Below are 23,595 nucleotides of genomic sequence, written 5' to 3'. Positions count from 1 at the left end.
AAAAGGGTGAATGCGATTCCTGATGTTTCAGTATGGGCCTGATGGCGTTGCCCACCAGGCTCGCCGATCACCGGGCAATGTCGACCTTGTGCCGCGCCGCATACAGGCACAGCATCTCCATGGCCAGGGTGGCTCCGGCCAGTGCGGTGATATCGGCATGATCATAGGCCGGCGCAACTTCCACCAGGTCCATGCCCACCAGGTTGATGCCGCGCAGGCCGCCCAGGATCTCCAGCGCCTGCACTGTGCTCAAGCCGCCGCACACCGGGGTGCCCGTTCCGGGCGCATAGGCCGGATCGAGGCAATCGATGTCGAAGGTCAGGTACACCGGCCGATCGCCGACCCGCTGGCGGATCGCCGCGATGACTGCTTCGGTACCCTGGCGGTGCACCTGCCGGGCATCGACAATGGCGAAGCCCTGGCTGTCATCATTGGTGGTGCGCAGGCCGACCTGCACCGAGCAGGACGGATCGACCAGCCCCTCCCGCGCGGCATGCCAGAACATGGTGCCATGGTCGATACGCCCCTCGTCGTCCGGCCAGGTGTCGCTGTGCGCATCGAAATGAATCAGCGCCAGCGGGCCATGGCGCCGGGCATGGGCCTTGAGCAGCGGGTAGCTGATGAAATGGTCTCCGCCCAGGGTGAGCATGGCGCAACCGGCCTCGAGAATCTGTTCGGCGTGGGCCTGGATGCTGTCCGGTACCGACTGTGGGGTGCCGCTGTCGAAGGCGCAGTCGCCATAGTCGATCACGGCCAGGTGGTCGAACGGGTCGAACGCCCATGGCCAGTGGCGGGCCCAGGCCTGCTGCACCGAGGCGGCGCGGATCGCGCGCGGCCCGAAGCGCGCGCCAGGGCGGTTACTGGTGGCGGTGTCGAACGGCACACCGCTGACCACCACATCCACCCCGCGCAAGTCGCGGCTGTAGCGGCGGCGGGCAAAACTGGTAATACCGGCGTAGGTACTTTCCGCTGCGGTACCGTACAGGCTGTCGCGGGTCATGGCCTGGTCGTTGTTCTGGGCTTTTTCCACGGTTGGGCTCCTTTGTGTTCATCGATCACTGTCGGCTGCGGAAAGCCGTCCACAGCCGGTTGCGCTGGCGCAGGTCGGACAGCGCCATGCTGCGATCGGCATACAACCGCGCGCGCACGTCGGCAGGTGGGTAGATATCCGGGTCATTGCGCACGGCGTCATCGACCAGAGGCGTCGCTGCCTGGTTGGCGTTGGCGAAAAACAGCGTGTTGGTCAACGCTGCCACCGACTCTGGCTTGAGCATGAAGGCGATGAAGGCCCGAGCGGCTTCAGGGTGCGGGGCGTCCTTGGGGATGACCAGGTTGTCCTGCCACACCAACGTGCCTTCGCGAGGGATGCGGTAGATCAGCTCGAACGGCTTGCCGGCGCGGCGCGCCTGGTCGGCAGCCATGGCCGCATCGCCGTTGTAGGTCAGCGCCAGGCATACGCTGCCGTTGGCCAGGTCACTGATCTGCCGGCCATTGGCGACATAGCTGACCGACGGTTGCAGCTGGTTCAGCAGGTTCTGCGCCGCCGTGAGGTCAGCCTTGTCCTGGCTGTAGGGGTCCTTGCCGAGGTAGTTGAGCGCGACGCCGATCACTTCCTGCGGCGAGTCCGGCATGGCGATGCCGCACCCTTTGAGGCGGCTGGCGTACTCAGGCTTGAACAGCAGGTCGAGGCTGTCCAGCGGCACATCACCCAGGCGCTGGCGCACCGCCTCGACGTTCACCCCCAGGCCCAGGGTTCCCCAGGTATAGGGCACGGCGTAGCGGTTGCCAGGGTCGGTCTCGGCCAGCTTGGCCAGCAGGTCCTTGTCGAGGTTGGCGTACCCAGGCATGCCTTGCGCATCGAGCGGTTGCAGGGCATTGGCCTGGAGCGCCCGGGCCAGCACAGTGGCTGACGGTACCACCACGTCGTAGCCGCTGCGGCCGGTGAGCAGCTTGGTCTCCAGGACTTCGGTGGTGTCGAAGGTGTCGTAACGCACCTTGTAGCCGGTTTCCCGTTCGAAGCGCTGGAGTGTTTCCGGGGCAACGTAGTCGGCCCAGCTGTAGAGATTGACGACCTTTTCTTCGGCCTGCAGCGGCAAGGCCAGGATCAGGGACAACAGGCACAACGATCGACGCATGACGGACACCTCGGGCGAATGGGTGGATGCCGCCAGCATGCCAGCCGGGTAACATTGCAAGAATGGCAAGTTTGCAAAGCTGACATTCATCGGGAGCAATGTGATGCTCGGACAACTGCACGACCCCGACCTGCACCTGCTGCGGCTGTTCGTCACTGTAGTAGAGGCCGGCGGCTTCAGTGCCGCCCAGGGCGTACTGGGGTTGAGCCAGCCCACCATCAGCCAGCGCATGGCGCAGCTGGAAACGCGGCTCGGCTACCGCCTGTGCAGCCGCGGCAAAAGTGGCTTTCGCCTGACCGACAAGGGCGAGTTGCTGCTGGAGGCAGCCCGTGGCCTGTTGCTGAACATCGAGCTGTTTCGCCAACAGGCCAACGGCGTGGCAGGGCGCCTGCTGGGGACGGTGCGGGTGGGCATGGCGGAGAACCAGGACTCAGCGGTGAGCCTGCGCCTGGCCTCGGCCATTTCATGCTTTCGTGAACGAGACGAGTCGGTGCAGCTGGAGTTGATCAGCGCGCCACCGGCAGAGTTGGAGCGACTGTTGCTGGAGCAACGGCTGGATTACGCGATCAGCTACTTTTCCGGCAACCAGGCGGCGTTCGACTATCAGCCATTGTTCGAGGAACGCCAGCGGTTATATTGCGCCAAGGGCCATCCACTGTTCGACGTGGCCGAGGTGACGCTCGATCAGTTGCTGGACGCCGATCAGGTACGCCATCCCTACCGCTTTCTCAAAGGCGGCGAGCCGTTCCAGAGCCAGCGCAGCATGGCGGTGGCGGAGCAGATCGAGAGCGTGCTGACGTTCATCCTGTCAGGCAAGCATATTGGTTATCTGCCGTGTCACTGCGCGGCGAGCTGGGAGGCTCAGGGGGTGTTGCGGGGGCTGGATCCGGGGCTGGATTTTGTGGTTCCGTTCACTCTGGCACGGCACCGGGCGCAGGTGCCTGGGGAGGCGCAGGCAGCATTTGCAGCGGATTTGCTGGCAGCGTTCTCCTGACATGGCCGCTTCGCGGGGCAAGCCCGCTCCCACAGGTATCGCACGCGGCCTGAGGTTGTGATGAACCTGTGGGAGCGGGCTTGCCCCGCGAAGAGGCCATGTCAGGCAACAACAATCAGTAAGCCATGCTCCAGGTCAGGGTGTAGGTACGGCCCCGCCCCTGGTAGTCATAGAGGTAGGCCGGCCCGTAGGTCGGCGAATAGAACAGCGTCGCCCGCTGCCCCCACACCGTGCTGTACTGCTTGTCCAGCAAGTTCTGGATCCCCGCACTGAACGTACCGAAGCCGGTGTCCTGGCTGCCCAGAAGGTCGAAAGTGGTGTAGCCGTCGATTTCATGATCGGCGTCGTCCTTCAGGCTGAAGGCGTGGTTGGCCTGCAGCCGCGCACTGCGGCCATCGCCCTTCCAGCCGACGAACGCAGTGGCCTTGGACAGTGAGGCATAGCGGGCATCACGCTTGATCCAGTCGCCGTCGGCGTCTTCTTCCTCGGATCGGGTCAGGTGCAGGGTACCGCCTGCCTCCCAGCCCGTCTGGAAATGCCGGGTCAGCGCGCCCTCGAAGCCAAAGTCGCGGCTCTTCTGGTCTTCGACGTTGATGGTCAGGGTTTGCGAGTCGACGTTGATGATCTTGTCCGACCAGATGTAGTACAGCGCTGCCTGCGCGTCCCAATCCAGGTCGGCATAGCGCCAGCCCAGCTCGACCTGGCGGCTCTTGATGCCGGCCAGCGGATTGTCCGCCACGCTCAGCCCAGGCTTGCCGTAGTACTTGGCCGGGTCCGGCAGGTCAAAGCCTTCGCCGTAGTTGGTCCACACCTGGTGGCCGTTCTTGAAGTCGTAGATGGCGCCGACGTTGTACAGGTCGACTTGATAGTCGTTACTGCCACCGGGTACGCCCTTGAAGTCGCTGACATCCACATCCATCTGCTGGCGCCGGGCACCACCGGACAAGGTCAGGTTGTCGCTGGCATGCCAGTCGAGCTGGGCGTAGAGCGAAACGCCATCGACCCGATAGCTGGGGTAACGCTCGGCCTTGCTCTGCTTTTCCAGGTCCAGGCCGCCGCTTTGCGATGAAGTCAGGGCATCGAAGGTAGTCTGGTCGGCATTGAAGCGCTCGCGATCCAGGTCGACGCCATAAGTCAGCTTGAGGGTATCCCACTGCTTGGCGAACAGTCCCTTGAGGCTGGTGACCTCGAAGTTCTGCTGCGAAGCGGCGAAGTACACGCCACGCGAACCGGTTGGCGTGGCACGGTTGTAGTACGGGAACGGGTAGAAGTTGTCGTCTTCCTTGCGGTATGAGGCCTGCAGGTAGAAATCCTGGCCCAGTACATCGGTGTGGTGGTAGTTGGCGTTGAGCAGCAGGCGCCGGGTACGCGGCTCCAGGTCGGAGGCGTAGCCACTGCGCAGTTCGGCGTCCTCCAGGTCGGAGGGGGCGTTGTAGTTCAGGTTGGGGAAGTAGATGCCGGTACTGCCGTGGTTGCCGGAATCGTAGTACTGGGCCAGCAGGTCGAGGCTTTGCGCGTCGGTGAGTGTCAGGCCGAGGGTGCCCAGCACGTCGAGGGTGCGGTTGTACTGCAGGTCAGTCTGGGTATTGTCGATGAAGATCTGCTCGCCCGCGCCATCGTAGAAGGCTTCGTTCTGCTCGCCGGATACCCCCAGTCGCGCATTGACCCTGTCGTTGCCGCCGCTGATCGACTGAGCGAAACGGGTGGCCAGGTCATCACTGTTGTTGAAACCGCTGCTGGCACCGAGCTGGGTCTCGAAGCGTGCCGGGCCCGGCTCGCCCTTCTTGGTGACGATGTTGATGATGCCACCGGTGGCGCCGCCGCCGTAGAGAGCGCTGGCGCCGGACAGAACCTCGACGCGTTCGACGTTGAACGGAGAAATGCTGTCGAACTGGCGCGACAAGCCACGCGAGCTGTTCTGGCTGACACCGTCGATCATCACCAGCACATTGCGCCCACGCATGTTCTGGCCATAGTTGGTACGCCCTTCGGGCGCCAGGTCCAGGCCTGGCACCAGCTTGCCGATGGCCTCCTTGAGACTGACGCCGCTGTCGATCTGTTCACGCAGCTGCTGTTGGTCCACCACCCACACCGTGCCGGGGATTTCGCTGATGGCGGTGCTGGTGCGCGAGGCAACGCTGACTTCGATGGGCTTGAGGTTGACCGCCTGCGCTGCAGGCTCGGCCTTGCGCAGGGTGACGGTGCGGGCATCGTTGAATTGCCAGGCCATGTCGCTACCGGCCAGCAGCAGTTGCAGTGCCTGTTCGATGCTGTAGCTGCCTTGCAGCGCCGGGCTGCGCAAGCCTGCCACATCCCCGGTGGTGTACAGCAAGTGCAGGCTGGCTTGATCGGCAAATGCAGTCAGGGCCTGATCCAGGGGCTGTGCTGGTAGGTCCAGTTGAACCTGGCGGGCCTGTACCTGTGCGTGTACGTCGGTAGCGGCCCATGCCTGCAGGGGGCCGGCGAGCATGGCAAGGGCGCTGCAGGAGATCAAGGCGTGATGGAGGCGAGCGCCGCGACGGTGAGTGGGCTTGGGCAAAAGAGGCACGAATGAGCTTCCAGACAAGTCGTAATTGAGAATGGGTTGCTGATCAGTCCCACTACGACGATCTGGCTTGCAGGAACTTGCAGTGCCAAATGAAAAAAGTTTCGATTATTTTTTACAAACTCAATGCACCACGGCCAGCCACGGCAGATAGGTGACTGTCAGGCCGTAGCGCTGCTCCAGGGTGCGCAGCAGGGCGTGCGGCTCGTTCAGGTCAAACACACCGCTGACCTCAAGTGCCGAGAGTTTGGGGTCGGACAGCAGAATGCGACCGTGCTGGTAGCGCTCGAGTTCGGCCAGTACCTGCCCCAGCGGTTTGCCATTGAAAATCAGCTTGCCGCGCTGCCAGGCAGTCTGTGCGCTGGCATCGGCGGCAATGGCCAAGCTGTGCTCACCGCTTCGCGCTTCGCCCTTGGCCAACACCACATGGCCGTCTCGGCGCACACTGAAGATTGCCGCACTGCCCTGCACGGGCTCGCCGGCGGTTTCGACCACGAAGGGCCGGGGATCATCGGCGGTTTCGAACAGCGCCTCACCCGCCTGCAGCGTCACCCTGCGCTCGCGGGCGCTGAAGGCGACGTCGAGGGCGCTGCCGCTATTGAGCACCACCCGCGAGCCGTCCGCCAGGGTAATGCTGCGCTGCTCGCCAATGCCGGTGTGATAGTCCGCCAGCCACACCGGCGCCTGTTGCCAGCCACTGTAGCCTGCAACCAGCAGCACCAGCGAGGCGGCGATGCCCGTTGCCCAGTGCCGCTTGCTACGGCGTGCAGGCGATGCCTCGAACAGCTGGGCAGTCGGCGTATGACCAAGATCCTGCCACAGCGCTTCGGCCTCACGCGCCGCCTCGGCATGCGCCGGGCTCAGCTGACACCAGCGCTGGTAGCGCGCCTGGTCGCTGGCGTTGGCATTGCCCGAGTGCAGCAGTACCTGCCAGTCGAGGGCATCGTCGGACACGTCGCTGATCGGCTGGGGAGCGTGCATGGTCGAAGTATCAGTCATGGTTGTGCTTGAGCCAGTCGCGGCAGTGGCGCAGGGCCTGGCCGATGTATTTTGCCACCATGCTCTCGGAAACGCCCAGTCGTTGTGCGATCTGCGCCTGGGTCAGGCCCTCGACACGGTTGAGCAGCAGCGCCTGGCGAGCATTACCGGGCAGCTGCAGCAGGGCTTCGTCAAGCAACTGCAGGCGCTCGCGGGCCAGCAATGTGGCCTCTGGAGCAGGCGCCGGGCAGGCAACCTCCCCTGCGCCATCGCTGTCCTCATGGCTGGCGGCGATACGCTGTTCGCGGCGCAGCGCATCGATGGCCAGATTGCCGGCCACGCGGAAGATGAAGCTGCGCGCATGCAGCACCGGCACCGCCTGCTCGTCGATCTTCACCAGCTTGAGGTAAGTCTCCTGAGCCACGTCGGCGGCACGCTGCCGGTCGCTCATGCGCCGGGTGAGAAACTGCAGCAGGTCGTCGTAGTGCTCCTGGAAACTCGCCAGCAGACCGGACACGGGTGACGTCAGCATTGGGTAGAAGCACTGCCAGTAGGAGGAGTTATCGGGCGTTAATGAGAAACAGTATCTTTCATAAAGCCTGACACTTTCAACGCTGGCGTGCATTTGCCACACTGGGTACACACTTCGTCAGCGAGGACCTCGCCCATGGCTGCCCGTTTGCGCTGCTCCCTTCGCCTGCTGCTGGCGCTGATACTGGCCAGCGGGCTCAACGCCTGCGCGCTGTTCCAGGCCCACGACCCACTCAACATCAGTGTGATCGGCATCGAGCCGCTGCCGGGGCAGGAGCTGGAAATGCGCATGGCGGTGAAGATGAGGGTGCAGAACCCCAACGAGTCGGCCATCGACTATAACGGCGTCGCGCTGAACCTGGAGGTCAACGGCCAGCCGCTGGCGGCTGGCGTCAGTGACCAGCAAGGGCACATCGGCCGCTACGACGAAGCCGTGATCGTGGTGCCAGTGAGCATCACCGCGTTCGCCTTCCTGCGCCAGGCCTATGGCCTGGGCAAGCTCGAGTCGCTGCAAGGTATGCCCTACAAACTACGCGGTAAGCTGGCGGGCGGACCATTGGGCACGGTGCGCTTCACCGACGAGGGCAAACTGGACCTGCCCAAGCAGGGCAGCCTGTATTGGTAAAGCGCTAGATCAGCGATTGGCGCTGGCCGCGGCCATCATCTTGTTGACTTCGCTGCGCACCATGTTGGCGTACTCTGGTGGCGACATGCCCTCCAGCTCGGCACGCACCCACTCTGCCCACTTGCCTTTGCGCCGGGATTTTTCCGAGATCAACCGCGCGGCTTCGCCCTTGGCCTTGCCCAGGTTGTTCTGCCACATCTCGAACAGCCGGGCCTTTTCCGCCTCGATCTGTGCCCGTTCCTCGAAGCTCATGTTGGCCAGATTGAAACTCATGAAGGTACCTGCCTGTTGAAAATGGCCGCTATCTTACACCGTGACGTCGCATCATCGGCAAAGCCGTCGCAACTTTCCCGGCGCGCTGGCATCCATTGTTCAAACCACCCCATCGACGAGGACGTGTTCATGGCCCGTAAAACCGCCGCACTGGCCGACAGTGATCAGATCAAGGACCAGGTATTCAGTGAGCTTCAGGTATTGATCGAAGAATCGGAAAAGTTGCTCAACGAAAGCGCCGCGCTGGTTGGCGAAGAAGCCGAGACTCTGCGTGCACAGGTCAGCCTGAAACTGCGCCAGGCACGCGAGGCCGCCGGCCAGGTGCGTGCCAAGGCGCAACCGGTGGTCGATGCCACCCAGGACTATATCGGTGGCCATCCCTGGCAGACGGTGGCGGTGTCAGCGGGCTTCGGTCTGGTGATCGGCCTGCTGCTGGGGCGCCGCCACTGAGCGTCAGGCTGCTTGCACCATCGGGATGCCGCTGTGGAAACGTAGCTCCTGATCCGGTGACTGGATCAGTTCTGCTTCAGCTTCACGCACCAGGGTGACGCGGCGGGCGATGTCCGCCTCGTCGCCATACTGGTGGGCCAGTTTCAGGTAGCCCTGATAGTGCCGCGCCTCGCTTTTCAGCAAGCCGTGATAGAAGGTGCCAAGCTCTTCATCGAGGTGTGGCACCAAGGCTGCAAAGCGTTCGCAGCTGCGGGCTTCGATGAATGCACCGACCACCAGCGTATCCACCAGTTTTACCGGCTCATGGGCCCGCACCAGCCGACGCAGGCCAGACGCATAGCGCCCCGCCGACACCGGCCGCAGCGGCACGCCGCGCCGCTTCATCAGGCGCAGTACCTGCTCGTGATGCACCAACTCTTCACGGGCCAGGCGCGACATCATGTTGATCAGGTCCAGGTGGGTGTTGTACTTGGCGATCAGGCTCAGGGCGGTGCTGGCTGCCTTGAACTCACAGTTCTTATGGTCGATCAGCAGGGTTTGCTGGTCGGCGAGTGCCGCTTCGATCCAGGCATCTGGGGTCGGGCAGCCGAGGAAGGCATCGATTTCGGGGATCAGCGACATAAGCGAACAACCACACTGGACGGGCAGGACCGGCGATTATACCGACCGCAACGGGTAGCACCAGTGACTATGCTTGATGTACATCAAGCGGCGACGCGAGGGGCGCCGACTATAGTCAGGCATTGCTCGCCACCTTTGAAGGGAGTTAACGCCATGCAAGCCGTCCGCAGCATCCTCGTCGTCCTTGACCCCGACCATGCCCATAGCCGAGCACTGACGCGGGCCAAACTGATTGCCGGCGTGACCGGTGCCCGCCTGCACCTGTTGATGTGTGACAGGAAACATGACCACAGCGCGCTGCTCAGCCTGCTCGGCAGCCAGTTGCATGATGATGGCTATGACAATGTCACCCATGAGCAGGCCTGGCATGACACCTTGCATGAATCGATCATCGCCGTGCAGCAGGCCGAAGGTTGTGAACTGGTCATCAAGGAGCATCGGCCGGATAACCCGCTGAAGAAGGCGCTGCTGACCCCGGCCGACTGGAAGCTGTTGCGCCAGTGTCCCTGCGCGGTATTGATGGTCAAGAGCGAGCGCCCCTGGGCAGGTGGCGTGATCCTCGCAGCAGTGGATGTGGGCAACCAGGACGAGGATCATCGTCGGCTGCATGCCAGCATCATCGACCATGGCTACGCCATTGCCGGATTGGCCAAGGGCGAGCTGCATGTGGTCAGTGCACATCCCTCCCCCATGCTGTCTGCCTCTGACCCTGTGTACCAGCTGAGCGAGACCATCGAGAAGCGCTACCGGGAAGCCTGCAGCGCGTTTCAGGCCGAATTCGATATCAGTGAAGAACGTCTGCACGTCGCGGAGGGGCCGGCGGATGTGCTGATACCCTATACCGAAAAGAAACTGGATGCGGTGGTCACGGTAATTGGCACGGTTGCCCGTACCGGGATATCGGGCGCCCTGATCGGCAATACCGCAGAAGTGGTGCTCGACTCACTGGAAGGCGATGTGCTGGTGCTCAAGAGCGAAGAAGCGACGGCGCACCTGGCGGAGCTTGCCCGGGGCTGAAGAGCGCCTAGAGAAACCGTGAACGGCAGAAAGACAAAACCCCTACCTGCATGTGCAGATAGGGGTTTTGCGAAATGAATCTTGACGATGACCTACTCTCACATGGGGAAACCCCACACTACCATCGGCGATGCATCGTTTCACTACTGAGTTCGGGATGGGATCAGGTGGTTCCAATGCTCTATGGTCGTCAAGAAATTCTGTTGCCAGAATGTCCTGTTGGACAGCCCAGCGAATCCGGATATGCGATATTTGTGATGTTGCTGCGAACTTTCGGTTCGTTTCGTCTTCACCACCGCAATCTGCGTCAGCAAATTGCTTGGGTGTTATATGGTCAAGCCTCACGGGCAATTAGTATTGGTTAGCTCAACGCCTCACAGCGCTTACACACCCAACCTATCAACGTCGTAGTCTTCGACGGCCCTTTAGGGGATTCAAGATCCCAGTGAGATCTCATCTTGAGGCAAGTTTCCCGCTTAGATGCTTTCAGCGGTTATCTCTTCCGAACATAGCTACCCGGCAATGCCACTGGCGTGACAACCGGAACACCAGAGGTTCGTCCACTCCGGTCCTCTCGTACTAGGAGCAGCCCCTCTCAAATCTCAAACGTCCACGGCAGATAGGGACCGAACTGTCTCACGACGTTCTAAACCCAGCTCGCGTACCACTTTAAATGGCGAACAGCCATACCCTTGGGACCGGCTTCAGCCCCAGGATGTGATGAGCCGACATCGAGGTGCCAAACACCGCCGTCGATATGAACTCTTGGGCGGTATCAGCCTGTTATCCCCGGAGTACCTTTTATCCGTTGAGCGATGGCCCTTCCATACAGAACCACCGGATCACTAAGACCTACTTTCGTACCTGCTCGACGTGTTTGTCTCGCAGTCAAGCGCGCTTTTGCCTTTATACTCTACGACCGATTTCCGACCGGTCTGAGCGCACCTTCGTACTCCTCCGTTACTCTTTGGGAGGAGACCGCCCCAGTCAAACTACCCACCATACACTGTCCTCGATCCGGATAACGGACCTGAGTTAGAACCTCAAAGTTGCCAGGGTGGTATTTCAAGGATGGCTCCATGAGAACTGGCGTCCCCACTTCAAAGCCTCCCACCTATCCTACACAAGCAAATTCAAAGTCCAGTGCAAAGCTATAGTAAAGGTTCACGGGGTCTTTCCGTCTAGCCGCGGATACACTGCATCTTCACAGCGATTTCAATTTCACTGAGTCTCGGGTGGAGACAGCGCCGCCATCGTTACGCCATTCGTGCAGGTCGGAACTTACCCGACAAGGAATTTCGCTACCTTAGGACCGTTATAGTTACGGCCGCCGTTTACCGGGGCTTCGATCAAGAGCTTCGCTTGCGCTAACCCCATCAATTAACCTTCCGGCACCGGGCAGGCGTCACACCCTATACGTCCACTTTCGTGTTTGCAGAGTGCTGTGTTTTTAATAAACAGTCGCAGCGGCCTGGTATCTTCGACCGGCATGGGCTTACGGAGCAAGTCCTTCACCCTCGCCGGCGCACCTTCTCCCGAAGTTACGGTGCCATTTTGCCTAGTTCCTTCACCCGAGTTCTCTCAAGCGCCTTGGTATTCTCTACCTAACCACCTGTGTCGGTTTGGGGTACGGTTCCCAGTTATCTGAAGCTTAGGAGCTTTTCTTGGAAGCATGGCATCAACCACTTCGCGCTCTAATGAGCACTCGTCATCAGCTCTCGGCCTTGAAATCCCGGATTTGCCTAAGATCTCAGCCTACCACCTTAAACTTGGACAACCAACGCCAAGCTGGCCTAGCCTTCTCCGTCCCTCCATCGCAATAACTGGAAGTACAGGAATATTAACCTGTTTTCCATCGACTACGCTTTTCAGCCTCGCCTTAGGGACCGACTAACCCTGCGTCGATTAACGTTGCGCAGGAAACCTTGGTCTTTCGGCGTGCGAGTTTTTCACTCGCATTGTCGTTACTCATGTCAGCATTCGCACTTCTGATACCTCCAGCAAGCTTCTCAACTCACCTTCACAGGCTTACAGAACGCTCCTCTACCGCATCACCAAAGGTGATACCCGTAGCTTCGGTGCATGGTTTGAGCCCCGTTACATCTTCCGCGCAGGCCGACTCGACTAGTGAGCTATTACGCTTTCTTTAAAGGATGGCTGCTTCTAAGCCAACCTCCTAGCTGTCTAAGCCTTCCCACATCGTTTCCCACTTAACCATGACTTTGGGACCTTAGCTGACGGTCTGGGTTGTTTCCCTTTTCACGACGGACGTTAGCACCCGCCGTGTGTCTCCCATGCTCGGCACTTGTAGGTATTCGGAGTTTGCATCGGTTTGGTAAGTCGGGATGACCCCCTAGCCGAAACAGTGCTCTACCCCCTACAGTGATACATGAGGCGCTACCTAAATAGCTTTCGAGGAGAACCAGCTATCTCCGAGCTTGATTAGCCTTTCACTCCGATCCACAGGTCATCCGCTAACTTTTCAACGGTAGTCGGTTCGGTCCTCCAGTCAGTGTTACCTAACCTTCAACCTGCCCATGGATAGATCGCCCGGTTTCGGGTCTATACCCAGCGACTAAACGCCCTATTAAGACTCGCTTTCGCTACGCCTCCCCTATTCGGTTAAGCTCGCCACTGAATATAAGTCGCTGACCCATTATACAAAAGGTACGCAGTCACCTAACAAGTAGGCTCCCACTGCTTGTACGCATACGGTTTCAGGTTCTATTTCACTCCCCTCTCCGGGGTTCTTTTCGCCTTTCCCTCACGGTACTGGTTCACTATCGGTCAGTCAGTAGTATTTAGCCTTGGAGGATGGTCCCCCCATGTTCAGACAAAGTTTCTCGTGCTCCGTCCTACTCGATTTCATTGACAAGAGATTTTCGTGTACGGGGCTATCACCCACTATGGCCGCACTTTCCAGAGCGTTCCACTAATCTCAAATCAACTTAAGGGCTGGTCCCCGTTCGCTCGCCACTACTAAGGGAATCTCGGTTGATTTCTTTTCCTCAGGGTACTTAGATGTTTCAGTTCCCCTGGTTCGCCTCTTGCACCTATGTATTCAGTACAAGATACTCAGCTTGTGCTGAGTGGGTTCCCCCATTCAGAGATCTCTGGATCACAGTCTGTTTGCCGACTCCCCAAAGCTTATCGCAGGCTACCACGTCTTTCATCGCCTCTGACTGCCAAGGCATCCACCGTATGCGCTTCTTCACTTGACCATATAACCCCAAGCAATCTGGTTATACTGTGAAGACGACATTCGCCGAAAATTCGCATGTTGCTCATTGCTGAGCAGAACTCACAAATTTTACCTTAGCCTGATCCACCAGCAGTGAAACTGGTGTTCAGTCTATATCTATCACATATCCGAATTTTTAAAGAACGATCTGACAAAAGTCAGAAATCAACATTCGAACTGAATGTTCATTTCTAAGTTCTGAACAGTGACTGCGTACCGCGAAAGTGGTGGAGCCAAGCGGGATCGAACCGCTGACCTCCTGCGTGCAAGGCAGGCGCTCTCCCAGCTGAGCTATGGCCCCGCATATTGGTAGGTCTGGGCAGATTTGAACTGCCGACCTCACCCTTATCAGGGGTGCGCTCTAACCAACTGAGCTACAGACCTATATAGGGTCTTGATCGTCTTCAACCATGAATCAAGCAATTCGTGTGGGAGCTCATCAGCAGGCTGATGTCGTCGATTAAGGAGGTGATCCAGCCGCAGGTTCCCCTACGGCTACCTTGTTACGACTTCACCCCAGTCATGAATCACACCGTGGTAACCGTCCCCCCGAAGGTTAGACTAGCTACTTCTGGTGCAACCCACTCCCATGGTGTGACGGGCGGTGTGTACAAGGCCCGGGAACGTATTCACCGCGACATTCTGATTCGCGATTACTAGCGATTCCGACTTCACGCAGTCGAGTTGCAGACTGCGATCCGGACTACGATCGGTTTTGTGAGATTAGCTCCACCTCGCGGCTTGGCAACCCTCTGTACCGACCATTGTAGCACGTGTGTAGCCCAGGCCGTAAGGGCCATGATGACTTGACGTCATCCCCACCTTCCTCCGGTTTGTCACCGGCAGTCTCCTTAGAGTGCCCACCATAACGTGCTGGTAACTAAGGACAAGGGTTGCGCTCGTTACGGGACTTAACCCAACATCTCACGACACGAGCTGACGACAGCCATGCAGCACCTGTGTCAGAGTTCCCGAAGGCACCAATCCATCTCTGGAAAGTTCTCTGCATGTCAAGGCCTGGTAAGGTTCTTCGCGTTGCTTCGAATTAAACCACATGCTCCACCGCTTGTGCGGGCCCCCGTCAATTCATTTGAGTTTTAACCTTGCGGCCGTACTCCCCAGGCGGTCAACTTAATGCGTTAGCTGCGCCACTAAAATCTCAAGGATTCCAACGGCTAGTTGACATCGTTTACGGCGTGGACTACCAGGGTATCTAATCCTGTTTGCTCCCCACGCTTTCGCACCTCAGTGTCAGTATCAGTCCAGGTGGTCGCCTTCGCCACTGGTGTTCCTTCCTATATCTACGCATTTCACCGCTACACAGGAAATTCCACCACCCTCTACCGTACTCTAGCTTGCCAGTTTTGGATGCAGTTCCCAGGTTGAGCCCGGGGCTTTCACATCCAACTTAACAAACCACCTACGCGCGCTTTACGCCCAGTAATTCCGATTAACGCTTGCACCCTCTGTATTACCGCGGCTGCTGGCACAGAGTTAGCCGGTGCTTATTCTGTCGGTAACGTCAAAACAGCAAGGTATTAACTTACTGCCCTTCCTCCCAACTTAAAGTGCTTTACAATCCGAAGACCTTCTTCACACACGCGGCATGGCTGGATCAGGCTTTCGCCCATTGTCCAATATTCCCCACTGCTGCCTCCCGTAGGAGTCTGGACCGTGTCTCAGTTCCAGTGTGACTGATCATCCTCTCAGACCAGTTACGGATCGTCGCCTTGGTGAGCCATTACCCCACCAACTAGCTAATCCGACCTAGGCTCATCTGATAGCGCAAGGCCCGAAGGTCCCCTGCTTTCTCCCGTAGGACGTATGCGGTATTAGCGTTCCTTTCGAAACGTTGTCCCCCACTACCAGGCAGATTCCTAGGCATTACTCACCCGTCCGCCGCTGAATCAAGGAGCAAGCTCCCGTCATCCGCTCGACTTGCATGTGTTAGGCCTGCCGCCAGCGTTCAATCTGAGCCATGATCAAACTCTTCAGTTCAATACTGCTTGGGTTTTTAAGAAACCCTAAACTTGGCTCAGCAATCTCAAATGACTATGTGATTTCTCGCATGGCCACTTGTGATGCTGATAATCTTTGTGACTATCAGTCCGTACTCACAAGCACCCACACGAATTGCTTGATTCGATTTGTTAAAGAGCGTTTGGTTAAGAGCCTTTCGTCTCAACCGAGGCGCGCATTCTACGCTTTCCTCATTTGCTGTCAAGCGTTTATTTTGAAGTTTTTTGCGAGAAACTCGTTTAGCTTCAAACACTTGACTCGCTGCGATCACTCGCAGCGGGAGGCGAATAATACAGCGTTTAAAACCGCTGTCAACCTTCATCTCAACCGCTATCGATCATTTGATCGAAGCCCTTTCAGCACCTTCCGAATCGTCTAACTCGTTGAATTTCAAGGAGTTTGTCGTTCCGTTGTCGCTGGAAGTGGGGCGCATTATAAGGGGATTCGGAAGGGCGTCAACCTTTAATTTCAATAAAGTGAAATATAAGCGAAAAAGACCGTATCAAGGCTGCCAAGTGCCCGCCACGACGCATTCAGCGCCTATGCGATCGAGCGCCGCCCGCGCGGCGCATCGCGAGCTGCGCTCGCTCCTACGTTTGTTTCGGGCCAATTTTTCCTGGGGGATTTGCGCGCGAACGTCTTGGCGCATGGCACGCTATCGCGTCGTGCCAACAAGGCGGTCGCGCGCGCCTGTCACAGGCATTACTGGCCCGAAACAAACGTAGGAGCGAGCGCAGCTCGCGATGCGCCGCGCGGGCGGCGCTCGATCTCACAGGCGCCAGACAACTAAAGGCAGGCACCACTTAAAACCAACCCAATCCCAAGCCATCCCCTTGCACCCGGCCCAAGCAATTGCGCACTATATTGCACACCCCTGCACACATCCCAAGGATAGCCGCACATAAATGAACACCCAGCCCCGCAGCCTGGCCGCCACTCTCTTCCCGATCGGCCTGCTGCTCATTGCCATGGCCTCGATCCAGTCCGGCGCCTCGTTGGCCAAAAGCATGTTCCCCATTATCGGAGCACAAGGCACCACCACCCTGCGCCTGATTTTCGCCAGCATCATCATGTTGCTGATCCTGCGCCCCTGGCGCGTGCGCATGACAGCCAACACCCTGCGCAACGTCGTCATCTACGGCATGTCCCTGGGCGGCATGAACTTCCTCTTCTATATGTCGCTGCAAACCACACCGCTGGGTATCGCCGTTGCCCTGGAGTTTACCGGCCCACTGGCCGTGGCGCTGTTCGCCTCGCGCCGTGCATTGGATTTCGTATGGATTGCCCTGGCAGTCGTCGGCCTGTTGCTGTTGCTGCCAGTCGGGCATGGCGGCCAGCCACTTGATGTACTGGGGGCAGCGTATGCGCTTGGCGCTGGCGTGTGCTGGGCACTGTACATCCTGTTCGGCCAACGCGCCGGCGCCGAGCACGGTATCCAGAGCGCCGCCCTCGGCGTGGTGGTCGCAGCGTTGTTCGTCGCGCCCATCGGTATCGTCCATGCCGGCAGTGCATTGCTCACCCCTGCCCTCATCCCGCTGGCTCTGGGCGTCGCGGTACTTTCGACCGCCCTGCCCTATAGCCTGGAGATGGTCGCCCTGACCCGCATGCCAGCCCGTACTTTCGGTACCCTGATGAGCGTCGAACCGGCGATTGGCGCACTGTCAGGCCTGCTGTTCCTCGGCGAAGTACTGAGCACTACCCAATGGCTGGCGATTCTCGCCATCATTACAGCCTCGGCCGGCGCCACACTGTCCATGCGCCGAGAATCGAATCCGGTGGTCGCTGCAGACTGATTTGAGACATATTTTCATTTGAGACGCGATTAATCATTGTCCCCCTTCGTCCTGCTGATTAAGCTGTCACAAAATCATAATCTTCACGCTATCTACTTGTGCGCACACGGAAGCCGAGAAAGACTCAAGAAGAACCGAAGCGATAACGACAGGGCCAGACAGCTGATCAGCCCTGCATTATAAGGACAGGCATGAAACGTATTTTGCTCATCCTGGCCGTCTTGGCCATTGCCGGATGCGCCGCAACGGCCAAGACTGAGGTCAAAAGGGGGAAAAAGGGCCTGCATATCAATTGCTCCGGCCTGTCCTCGTCGTGGGACAAGTGCTACAGCAAGGCAGCCACGTCCTGCAGCACTCGCGGTTACAAGGTGATCGCCCGCTCCGGCGACACTGACGAAGAGCCTGGGGACTACCTGTTTGGCATCAACCCCGCCGGCTATACCAGCCGCAGCATGATCGTCATCTGTAAATGAGCAAGGGCAGCCCGCGAGCTGCCCTTCTTCCATTTGCCGACCTGCCATCAAACCGCTCAGAGCGGCGCTGTACGCACCTGCAGCCAGTCCAGCGCAGGGCCTTGCAGCAAGGGTGCCAGACGCTCACGCACTGTTGCGTGGTATTGGTTCAGCCAATCCCGCTCTTCCTTGGCCAGCATCTCGGGAAGCAGGCAACGGGTGTCGATAGGGCACAGGGTCAAGGTCTCGAACCGCAGGAAATCACCAAACGCACTCTTGCCCGACTCACGGTTGGCTACCAGGTTCTCGATACGCACACCCCAGGCACCAGGCCGGTAGGTGCCCGGTTCGATCGAACTGATCATGCCTTCCTGCATTGCCGTCTGCGGCGTGGTTGCCGCTTGGTAGGCAATCACCTGCGGGCCTTCGTGCACGTTCATGAAGTAGCCAACGCCATGCCCGGTGCCATGACCGTAGTCGACCTGGTCTGCCCAGATCGGCGCCCGCGCGATGGCATCGAGCAACGGAGACAGAATGCCGCGCGGGAAGCTGGCACGCGACAGGGCAATCATGCCCTTGAGCACGCGCGTGCAGTCCTGCTTCTGCTCCAGGGTCGGATTACCCACCGGGACCATTCGCGTGATGTCAGTGGTACCTCCCAGATACTGCCCTCCAGAATCGATCAACAGCAGGCCATCACCTTCGATGACCGCATGGGATTCTTCGGTAGCACGGTAATGCGGCATCGCGCCATTACCGTTGAATGCCGCGATGGTCGAAAAACTCAGCGAGACGAAGCCGGGCCGGCGGGCACGCGCAGCACTCAACTGTTCATCGACCGTCAGCTCGGTAATGACCTCCTGGCCCTGATGCGCTTCAAACCAGGCGAAGAATTCGCACAAGGCCGCGCCATCCTGCTCCATGACCTGGCGTACATGCACCAGCTCCTCTTCCCCTTTGCGTGATTTGCTCAAGGTGGTCGGATTCAGTCCTTCCACCAGTTGCACCCGGGCATCCAGGCTTTTCAGCAGGCCGCAGGTCACCCGAGCCGGATCGACCAGCAGCCGGCTATCGGCCGCCAACTGCGCCAAGGCATCGTGCACCGCCGTGTAATCGCGCACTTCGATGCCATCGACCTTGAGCACATGGCGCAAATGCTCATCGAGCTTTCCGGCACCGACGAACAGGATCGCCTGCGCTTTGCCGACCAATGCAAAGGAAACGAAAACCGGGTTGTACGACACATCACTGCCGCGCAGGTTGAACAGCCAGGCGATGTCGTCCAGGGTCGCGATGAAGTGCCAATCCACGCCCTTCTCCTGCAGCGTGGCCCGCAGCTGGGCGAGCTTCTCGGCCCGGCTGACCGTGGCATGGGGCGGCAGATGCTGATACACCGGGTTGCCAGGCAGCGCCGGGCGGCCCTCCCAGACGTCGGCGAGCAAGTCCCGATCGGTTACCAGGCGGGCCTTGCGAGCCTTTAGCCGTTCTTCCAGTTGACGCGCCGGCGCCAGCGCCATGACCGCACCATCCACAGCCACGGCACCACCCTCCCGGACATTGTCCCCGAGCCACTCGAGCGCGCCCGGCTTGCCTGGCAACAGCTTCATCAAGGCGATGCCGCTACCGGCCAGCTCCTTCTCGGCTTGCTCCCAATAGCGGCTGTCGACCCACACTCCAGCAAAGTCCGCAGTCACCACCAAGGTGCCCACCGAGCCATCGAACCCCGACAGCCACCGCCGCCCCTGCCAGTAGCCTGGCAGGTATTCGGAAAGATGCGGGTCGGCCGACGGCACCAGCAGGGCATCGACCCCTTCCCGCGCCATGACTGCGCGCACGCGCGCCAGGCGCTCCGGCACACTTTGCTGAATGGTGGTCTGAACGTTCATGCGCACTCCTGCGGACACATCGTGGTTATTCCAGGATGAGGATAATGGAACAGCTGCCACGGTGCCGCAATCGTGGCGACCGACTCACGGCATGCTATGCCCACGACGCCACCTGCAAAAAAGACGCTTCCTACAACCGACTCTGGACCATCAGTCATTTCCAGCTGAACTTACCGCAGGCACAGGCTTCACAACCTGTACATTCATTGCGCAGAGGCAGATGCCCATGCCCAGTGCCTGCGACCAGAAGACCGCCGTGGTGCTGCTCGATACCCGCGAACACACCCCGGAACATGAACATGCCGTGCACCTGAAGCTTGCTGATCGCCTGGCCCGGCTGCTGGGCTGCGATACCGTGCTGGCCAATGTGCCGGCGGGGGAAGCCCCACACTACTTTTACCTGCCTACCGAAACCCTGATCGGCCCTGAGCGTTACGCCGCCATGGGCATTCGCAGCGAGCAGGACCTGTTCGGCGGCTTGGTCAGCCACCCCTACATGGCTACCAAGGCGATTTCCCACCCGCTACCGGCCGATGCCGAGTTCCCGCTGGGCTGGACCGATGCCTTCGCCCGCCAGGCCAGTGATGCCCTGCTTTGCGGCTACACCGTGTTCAGCAAGGCCGATGCCCGGCACGCCGCCCGATTGCTGCTGCGTGACGGCCCGCTGCGCGTGAAGCCGGTACTGGCTTGTGCCGGCCGTGGCCAGCGCGTCATCACCGAGGCGGATGAACTGGAGCCACTGTTGGCCAACATCGATGAACGAGACCTGGCCCTGTGGGGCCTTGTGCTGGAGGAGGACCTCAGCAAGGTCGAGACCTTCAGCGTCGGCCAGGTCCGCGTCGCAGGCCTGACCTGCAGCTATCACGGCACCCAGCAGTTGACCCATGACCACCAAGGCATCGAGGTCTACGGTGGCTCCGAACTGGTCGTGGTACGGGGTGATTACCATGCCCTGCTGCAGCTGCCTCTGGAGGACCATCTACGCCTGGCGATCAACCAGGCTATGGTCTACGAGCAAGCCGCCGAACAGCATTTCCCTGATTTCATCGCATCGCGACGCAACTACGATATCGCCCGCGGCACCACGGCCCAGGGCCATTTGCGCAGCGGCGTGCTCGAACAATCCTGGCGCGTGGGGGGCGCCAGCAGCGCAGAGCTCCTGGCATTGCAGGCATTTGCCGACGACCCGGCCCTGCAGCAGGTATGCGCATCCACCCATGAAGTATTCGGTGTCCCCGACCTGCCCACTGACGCCACCCTCTTCTATCAAGGAAACGACAGTGAACTCGGACAATTCAGCAAGTACGCGCGGATTCGCCAGCATGAGCATTCAGAGTGAACCCGTGGAACTGCAGGTCGATGGTGACAGCATCGCCGGCACCCTGGTCAGCCCTGGCAGCAAGATGCCCGGCATTCTCTTCGTCCACGGCTGGGGCGGCAGCCAGCAGCGCGACCTGGCGCGCGCCCGGCAAATTACCGGCCTGGGTTGCGTGTGCATGACCTTCGACCTGCGCGGCCACGAAAAGACCGAAAGCCAGCGCCTGACCGTCACCCGCGAACAGAACCTCACGGACCTGCTGGCCGCCTACGACCGGCTGGCCAGCCACCCGGCGGTCGACGGCAGCGCCATCGCCATCATTGGTAGCAGCTACGGCGGCTACCTGGCCACCTTGCTGACCCTGCAGCGGCCGGTGAAATGGCTGGCCTTGCGGGTACCGGCGATGTATTGGGATGACGAATGGAACATGCCCAAGCAGGCCCTCGACCGCCAGCGCCTCCATGCCTACCGCCAGCGCGCGCTCGGCCCGGCAGACAATCGTGCCTTGGCCGCCTGCGCCGAGTTTGCCGGGGATGTGCTGCTGGTCGAATCGGAACAGGACGACTACGTGCCGCATTCCACGCTGATGAGCTACCGTTCGGCGTTCGTCAGCGCACACTCGCTGACCCATCGTATCGTCGATGGTGCCGATCACGCGTTATCCAGCGAGGCCAGCCAGAAGGCCTACAGTGCGATGCTGACGGCCTGGATCAGCGAAATGGTGGTCGGCGCACGCCTGGACCGCTACCCGCACTACGCCCCCTGGTATGCCTGACTGTCACCGACCTGGCAATGCAGCCCCCCGTCAGCCCCTCGTACCAGGCTGCGCAACGTCTGATAGGCAGCGAAGTTGACACCTCGCGCCTGATGGCGGCTGAGCAGGTCGAAGAATGGCTCTTCAGCAAAACACTGCGCAGCCTCCACCCAGGCCAGGCGTGATTGCCATTGCAGGTATTGCAAGACGCGGCAGCCATCGTCGCTGGCCTGAATGCTGACACGTTGCAAACCTTGGCAACGCATGGCCAGGTCTTCGCTGCGCGAGACCAATGCCTCAGCCAGCGCTGCCTGGCGTGAAGCGGGCACCTCGTATTCGATCATCTGAGTGAACCACAGTGAATGCTGCGTGGCCGTCATGGCGGGTCTCCTTGCTACTGCGCTTGCTACAGAATGGCCAGCAGGGTAAAACCTCCAGTTAACTCAAGGTCAAGCGATTTTTCCCATGACGAGGACAACCTCAACCACCCCCGACAAACTGCTCAGCGTCGGCCAACTGGCAGCGCGCAGCGGCGTGGCGGTGACCGCGCTGCATTTCTATGAGACCAAGGGGCTGATCCAGAGCACCCGCAATGCTGGCAACCAGCGGCGCTATCCCAGGGCGATGCTGCGCCGGGTCGCAGTGATCAAGATGGCCCAGCGTCTGGGCATACCGCTGGCTGAGATTGCCGCTGCCCTGGCCGCGCTGCCCAGCGACCACACGCCGACCGCCGAAGACTGGCAACGGCTTTCGGCGCGCTGGCGTGACGACTTGAGCCGGCGCATCGACGAAATGGTCAGGCTGCGTGACCAGCTCGATGGCTGCATTGGCTGTGGTTGCATGTCGCTGAAGGAGTGCCCGCTGCGCAACCGCCAGGACCACCTGGCAGACGCTGGGCCGGGGCCGCATCTACCCTGAACAGGGCAGCGCGAGGCGTTGCCGGTACTCGCTTGGCGTGAGCCCGGTGATGCGTTGGAACACCTTGCGAAACGCCCCAGGGTCCTGATACCCCACACCCCAGGCAATCTGCTCCACCGTACGCCGGGTGAACTCCAGCATCCGGCATGCCCGCCCTACCTTGACCTGCTGACAGTACTCAGTGGGTTTCAAACCGGTGGCCGCACGGAAGCGCCTGAGGAATGTGCGCGCTTCAAGCCCGGCACAGGCTGCCATGCCGGCGAGGTCGGCGTCTTGCGCCCCAGCGGCCTGCAACCAGTGCTGAACCCTCAGCACCGCTTGGTCACCATGATCCAGGCGCGGGCTGAACAGCGCCCCCGGCAACGGCCTGGCGACCGGCTCGACAGACATGTAGCGCGCCGTTTCCCAGGCCACGCAGGCCCCCAGGTAGCGCTCCAGCAGACGCAGCCCCAGTTCGGTCCAGGCCATCAACCCGGCTGAAGTCATGATGTCACCGTCATCCAGCAACGGCTGGTTGGCCTCCACACGGACCTTCGGGTAACGCTGGGCAAGGGTTTGCGCATAGTTCCAGTGGGTACTCGCGGCCCGCCCGTCGAGCAGGCCACTGGCAGCGATGAAGAATACGCCAATGCATACCGAAGCCAACACCGTGCCCTGGCCATGCCATTGGCACAGCGGCTGCCGGTGTCGCTCCAGCAGCTCCAATGCAGGCGTCGACTCGAGGCTCGGCGGAATGATCAGCACACGCAGCGGCTGGCCCGCCGTGCCGGGGCTATCCTCAAGCAGGCGTAATTGCCCTGCTTCATCGACCTGCCAGTGGCTGACGCGCACCTGTGGCAGTTCGAGCGCGCCCAGCTCGGCGGCCACACGATTGGCCACGCTGAACAGGTCGCTCAAGCCATGCAGTGCCGCGCGCTGCGCGCCCGGATAGTGCAGCAGGCCGATCTCCAGGCTGCCAGGGCTGTCAGTTTTTGCCGTCATTGTGTCGATCGCGCCAATCCTCAAGTCGGTGACCACAGCCTATAACTATCGTCAGCCAACGACT

Annotated in this window: 18 protein-coding genes, 2 tRNA genes, 3 rRNA genes and 1 pseudogene; 9 read left to right on the top strand and 15 right to left on the bottom strand. The window is 60.3% G+C overall.

Going from position 1 to position 23,595, the window contains the following annotated elements:
* Positions 1-67 precede the first annotated feature (67 nt).
* Together speB and OCX61_RS08595 are read right to left on the bottom strand one after the other, a co-directional pair.
* Positions 68-1,030, bottom strand: coding sequence for an agmatinase (speB, locus tag OCX61_RS08600; RefSeq protein ID WP_261943405.1), 963 nt, complete (start codon positions 1,028-1,030; stop codon positions 68-70).
* A gap of 25 nt (positions 1,031-1,055) precedes the next feature.
* Positions 1,056-2,135, bottom strand: coding sequence for an extracellular solute-binding protein (locus OCX61_RS08595; protein ID WP_261943404.1), 1,080 nt, complete (start codon positions 2,133-2,135; stop codon positions 1,056-1,058).
* A gap of 103 nt (positions 2,136-2,238) precedes the next feature.
* On the opposite strand from OCX61_RS08595, the gene OCX61_RS08590 reads away from it, so the two are divergent.
* Positions 2,239-3,129 (top strand): LysR family transcriptional regulator, encoded by an 891-nt coding sequence (locus OCX61_RS08590; protein ID WP_261943403.1) that lies wholly within the window; start codon positions 2,239-2,241, stop codon positions 3,127-3,129.
* A gap of 115 nt (positions 3,130-3,244) precedes the next feature.
* Here OCX61_RS08590 and OCX61_RS08585 read toward each other — a convergent pair whose 3' ends face one another.
* The 3 genes and pseudogenes from OCX61_RS08585 to OCX61_RS08575 all read right to left on the bottom strand — a co-directional run.
* Positions 3,245-5,668, bottom strand: coding sequence for a TonB-dependent receptor (locus OCX61_RS08585; protein WP_261944286.1), 2,424 nt, complete (start codon positions 5,666-5,668; stop codon positions 3,245-3,247).
* A gap of 129 nt (positions 5,669-5,797) precedes the next feature.
* Positions 5,798-6,673 (bottom strand): FecR family protein, encoded by an 876-nt coding sequence (locus OCX61_RS08580; RefSeq protein ID WP_261943402.1) that lies wholly within the window; start codon positions 6,671-6,673, stop codon positions 5,798-5,800.
* 4 nt (positions 6,674-6,677) lie between these two features.
* Positions 6,678-7,184, bottom strand: a pseudogene (locus OCX61_RS08575) (RNA polymerase sigma factor); the annotation flags it as partial.
* 135 nt (positions 7,185-7,319) lie between these two features.
* Between OCX61_RS08575 and OCX61_RS08570 the strand changes: the two are divergent.
* Complete coding sequence (locus OCX61_RS08570; protein ID WP_261943401.1) at positions 7,320-7,808, top strand: LEA/WHy family protein; 489 nt, start codon at positions 7,320-7,322, stop codon at positions 7,806-7,808.
* 9 nt (positions 7,809-7,817) lie between these two features.
* On the opposite strand, the gene OCX61_RS08565 is transcribed toward OCX61_RS08570, so the two are convergent.
* Complete coding sequence (locus tag OCX61_RS08565; RefSeq protein ID WP_027920628.1) at positions 7,818-8,081, bottom strand: hypothetical protein; 264 nt, start codon at positions 8,079-8,081, stop codon at positions 7,818-7,820.
* Between the two features lie 129 nt (positions 8,082-8,210).
* On the opposite strand from OCX61_RS08565, the gene OCX61_RS08560 reads away from it, so the two are divergent.
* The gene (locus tag OCX61_RS08560; RefSeq protein ID WP_261943400.1) at positions 8,211-8,531 is read left to right on the top strand and encodes an ElaB/YgaM/YqjD family protein; all 321 of its coding nucleotides are present in this window, start codon (positions 8,211-8,213) and stop codon (positions 8,529-8,531) included.
* Between the two features lie 3 nt (positions 8,532-8,534).
* Here the strand turns inward: OCX61_RS08560 and OCX61_RS08555 are convergent, their stop codons facing one another.
* On the bottom strand, positions 8,535-9,152 hold the full coding sequence (locus OCX61_RS08555; RefSeq protein ID WP_261943399.1) for a MiaE family protein: 618 nt from the start codon (positions 9,150-9,152) through the stop codon (positions 8,535-8,537).
* A gap of 153 nt (positions 9,153-9,305) precedes the next feature.
* Between OCX61_RS08555 and OCX61_RS08550 the strand changes: the two genes are divergently transcribed.
* On the top strand, positions 9,306-10,169 hold the full coding sequence (locus OCX61_RS08550; protein WP_261943398.1) for a universal stress protein: 864 nt from the start codon (positions 9,306-9,308) through the stop codon (positions 10,167-10,169).
* Between the two features lie 79 nt (positions 10,170-10,248).
* On the opposite strand, the gene rrf is transcribed toward OCX61_RS08550, so the two are convergent.
* From rrf to OCX61_RS08525, 5 genes are all read right to left on the bottom strand, one after another.
* A 5S ribosomal RNA gene (gene rrf, locus OCX61_RS08545) occupies positions 10,249-10,364 on the bottom strand.
* Between the two features lie 135 nt (positions 10,365-10,499).
* A 23S ribosomal RNA gene (locus OCX61_RS08540) occupies positions 10,500-13,390 on the bottom strand.
* 245 nt (positions 13,391-13,635) lie between these two features.
* A tRNA-Ala gene (locus OCX61_RS08535) sits at positions 13,636-13,711 on the bottom strand.
* A 6-nt stretch (positions 13,712-13,717) separates the two neighbouring features.
* Positions 13,718-13,794, bottom strand: a tRNA-Ile gene (locus tag OCX61_RS08530).
* A gap of 77 nt (positions 13,795-13,871) precedes the next feature.
* Positions 13,872-15,408: ribosomal RNA gene (locus tag OCX61_RS08525) — 16S ribosomal RNA — on the bottom strand.
* The 16S, 23S and 5S rRNA genes sit together here with 2 tRNA genes alongside, the layout of an rRNA operon.
* Positions 15,409-16,334: 926 nt before the next feature.
* Here OCX61_RS08525 and rhtA point away from each other — a divergent pair.
* Both rhtA and OCX61_RS08515 read left to right on the top strand, forming a co-directional pair.
* On the top strand, positions 16,335-17,222 hold the full coding sequence (gene rhtA, locus OCX61_RS08520; protein WP_261943397.1) for a threonine/homoserine exporter RhtA: 888 nt from the start codon (positions 16,335-16,337) through the stop codon (positions 17,220-17,222).
* A gap of 191 nt (positions 17,223-17,413) precedes the next feature.
* Positions 17,414-17,695: a hypothetical protein gene (locus OCX61_RS08515; RefSeq protein WP_261943396.1), complete on the top strand. Its 282-nt coding sequence runs from the start codon at positions 17,414-17,416 to the stop codon at positions 17,693-17,695.
* Between the two features lie 56 nt (positions 17,696-17,751).
* Here OCX61_RS08515 and OCX61_RS08510 read toward each other — a convergent pair whose 3' ends face one another.
* Positions 17,752-19,560: an aminopeptidase P family protein gene (locus OCX61_RS08510; RefSeq protein WP_261943395.1), complete on the bottom strand. Its 1,809-nt coding sequence runs from the start codon at positions 19,558-19,560 to the stop codon at positions 17,752-17,754.
* Between the two features lie 220 nt (positions 19,561-19,780).
* Here OCX61_RS08510 and OCX61_RS08505 point away from each other — a divergent pair, with 220 nt between their 5' ends.
* Both OCX61_RS08505 and OCX61_RS08500 read left to right on the top strand, forming a co-directional pair.
* Entirely contained in the window at positions 19,781-20,899 is a 1,119-nt protein-coding gene (locus tag OCX61_RS08505; protein WP_261943394.1) for a DUF3182 family protein, read from the top strand.
* Positions 20,883-21,653, top strand: coding sequence for an alpha/beta hydrolase family protein (locus OCX61_RS08500; protein ID WP_261943393.1), 771 nt, complete (start codon positions 20,883-20,885; stop codon positions 21,651-21,653). Before OCX61_RS08505 ends, OCX61_RS08500 begins: the two co-directional genes overlap by 17 nt.
* Here the strand turns inward: OCX61_RS08500 and OCX61_RS08495 are convergent.
* Entirely contained in the window at positions 21,632-22,012 is a 381-nt protein-coding gene (locus OCX61_RS08495; protein WP_261943392.1) for an antibiotic biosynthesis monooxygenase, read from the bottom strand. The two genes, OCX61_RS08500 and OCX61_RS08495, sit on opposite strands and share 22 nt — an antisense overlap.
* 85 nt (positions 22,013-22,097) lie before the next feature.
* On the opposite strand from OCX61_RS08495, the gene soxR reads away from it, so the two are divergent.
* Positions 22,098-22,550 (top strand): redox-sensitive transcriptional activator SoxR, encoded by a 453-nt coding sequence (soxR, locus tag OCX61_RS08490; protein WP_261943391.1) that lies wholly within the window; start codon positions 22,098-22,100, stop codon positions 22,548-22,550.
* On the opposite strand, the gene OCX61_RS08485 is transcribed toward soxR, so the two are convergent.
* Entirely contained in the window at positions 22,542-23,531 is a 990-nt protein-coding gene (locus tag OCX61_RS08485; protein WP_261943390.1) for a GlxA family transcriptional regulator, read from the bottom strand. The two genes, soxR and OCX61_RS08485, sit on opposite strands and share 9 nt — an antisense overlap.
* Between the last annotated feature and the right edge of the window lie 64 nt (positions 23,532-23,595).

The sequence above is a fragment of the Pseudomonas sp. LRP2-20 genome (assembly GCF_024349685.1).
Classification (GTDB): domain Bacteria; phylum Pseudomonadota; class Gammaproteobacteria; order Pseudomonadales; family Pseudomonadaceae; genus Aquipseudomonas.
This window is presented reverse-complemented; position numbering and strand designations above follow the sequence as displayed.

What these genes read in the sequence shown, in the direction of transcription:
- OCX61_RS08555 (WP_261943399.1), bottom strand. Translation starts at nt 9,152, where the DNA reads ATGTCGCTGATCCCCGAAATCGATGCCTTCCTCGGCTGCCCGACCCCA.
- OCX61_RS08485 (WP_261943390.1), bottom strand. Translation starts at nt 23,531, where the DNA reads ATGACGGCAAAAACTGACAGCCCTGGCAGCCTGGAGATCGGCCTGCTG.
- OCX61_RS08580 (WP_261943402.1), bottom strand. Translation starts at nt 6,673, where the DNA reads ATGACTGATACTTCGACCATGCACGCTCCCCAGCCGATCAGCGACGTG.
- rhtA (WP_261943397.1), top strand. Translation starts at nt 16,335, where the DNA reads ATGAACACCCAGCCCCGCAGCCTGGCCGCCACTCTCTTCCCGATCGGC.
- OCX61_RS08565 (WP_027920628.1), bottom strand. Translation starts at nt 8,081, where the DNA reads ATGAGTTTCAATCTGGCCAACATGAGCTTCGAGGAACGGGCACAGATC.
- OCX61_RS08595 (WP_261943404.1), bottom strand. Translation starts at nt 2,135, where the DNA reads ATGCGTCGATCGTTGTGCCTGTTGTCCCTGATCCTGGCCTTGCCGCTG.
- OCX61_RS08550 (WP_261943398.1), top strand. Translation starts at nt 9,306, where the DNA reads ATGCAAGCCGTCCGCAGCATCCTCGTCGTCCTTGACCCCGACCATGCC.
- OCX61_RS08505 (WP_261943394.1), top strand. Translation starts at nt 19,781, where the DNA reads ATGCCCATGCCCAGTGCCTGCGACCAGAAGACCGCCGTGGTGCTGCTC.
- soxR (WP_261943391.1), top strand. Translation starts at nt 22,098, where the DNA reads ATGACGAGGACAACCTCAACCACCCCCGACAAACTGCTCAGCGTCGGC.
- OCX61_RS08515 (WP_261943396.1), top strand. Translation starts at nt 17,414, where the DNA reads ATGAAACGTATTTTGCTCATCCTGGCCGTCTTGGCCATTGCCGGATGC.
- OCX61_RS08570 (WP_261943401.1), top strand. Translation starts at nt 7,320, where the DNA reads ATGGCTGCCCGTTTGCGCTGCTCCCTTCGCCTGCTGCTGGCGCTGATA.
- OCX61_RS08560 (WP_261943400.1), top strand. Translation starts at nt 8,211, where the DNA reads ATGGCCCGTAAAACCGCCGCACTGGCCGACAGTGATCAGATCAAGGAC.
- OCX61_RS08590 (WP_261943403.1), top strand. Translation starts at nt 2,239, where the DNA reads ATGCTCGGACAACTGCACGACCCCGACCTGCACCTGCTGCGGCTGTTC.
- OCX61_RS08510 (WP_261943395.1), bottom strand. Translation starts at nt 19,560, where the DNA reads ATGAACGTTCAGACCACCATTCAGCAAAGTGTGCCGGAGCGCCTGGCG.
- OCX61_RS08495 (WP_261943392.1), bottom strand. Translation starts at nt 22,012, where the DNA reads ATGACGGCCACGCAGCATTCACTGTGGTTCACTCAGATGATCGAATAC.
- OCX61_RS08500 (WP_261943393.1), top strand. Translation starts at nt 20,883, where the DNA reads ATGAGCATTCAGAGTGAACCCGTGGAACTGCAGGTCGATGGTGACAGC.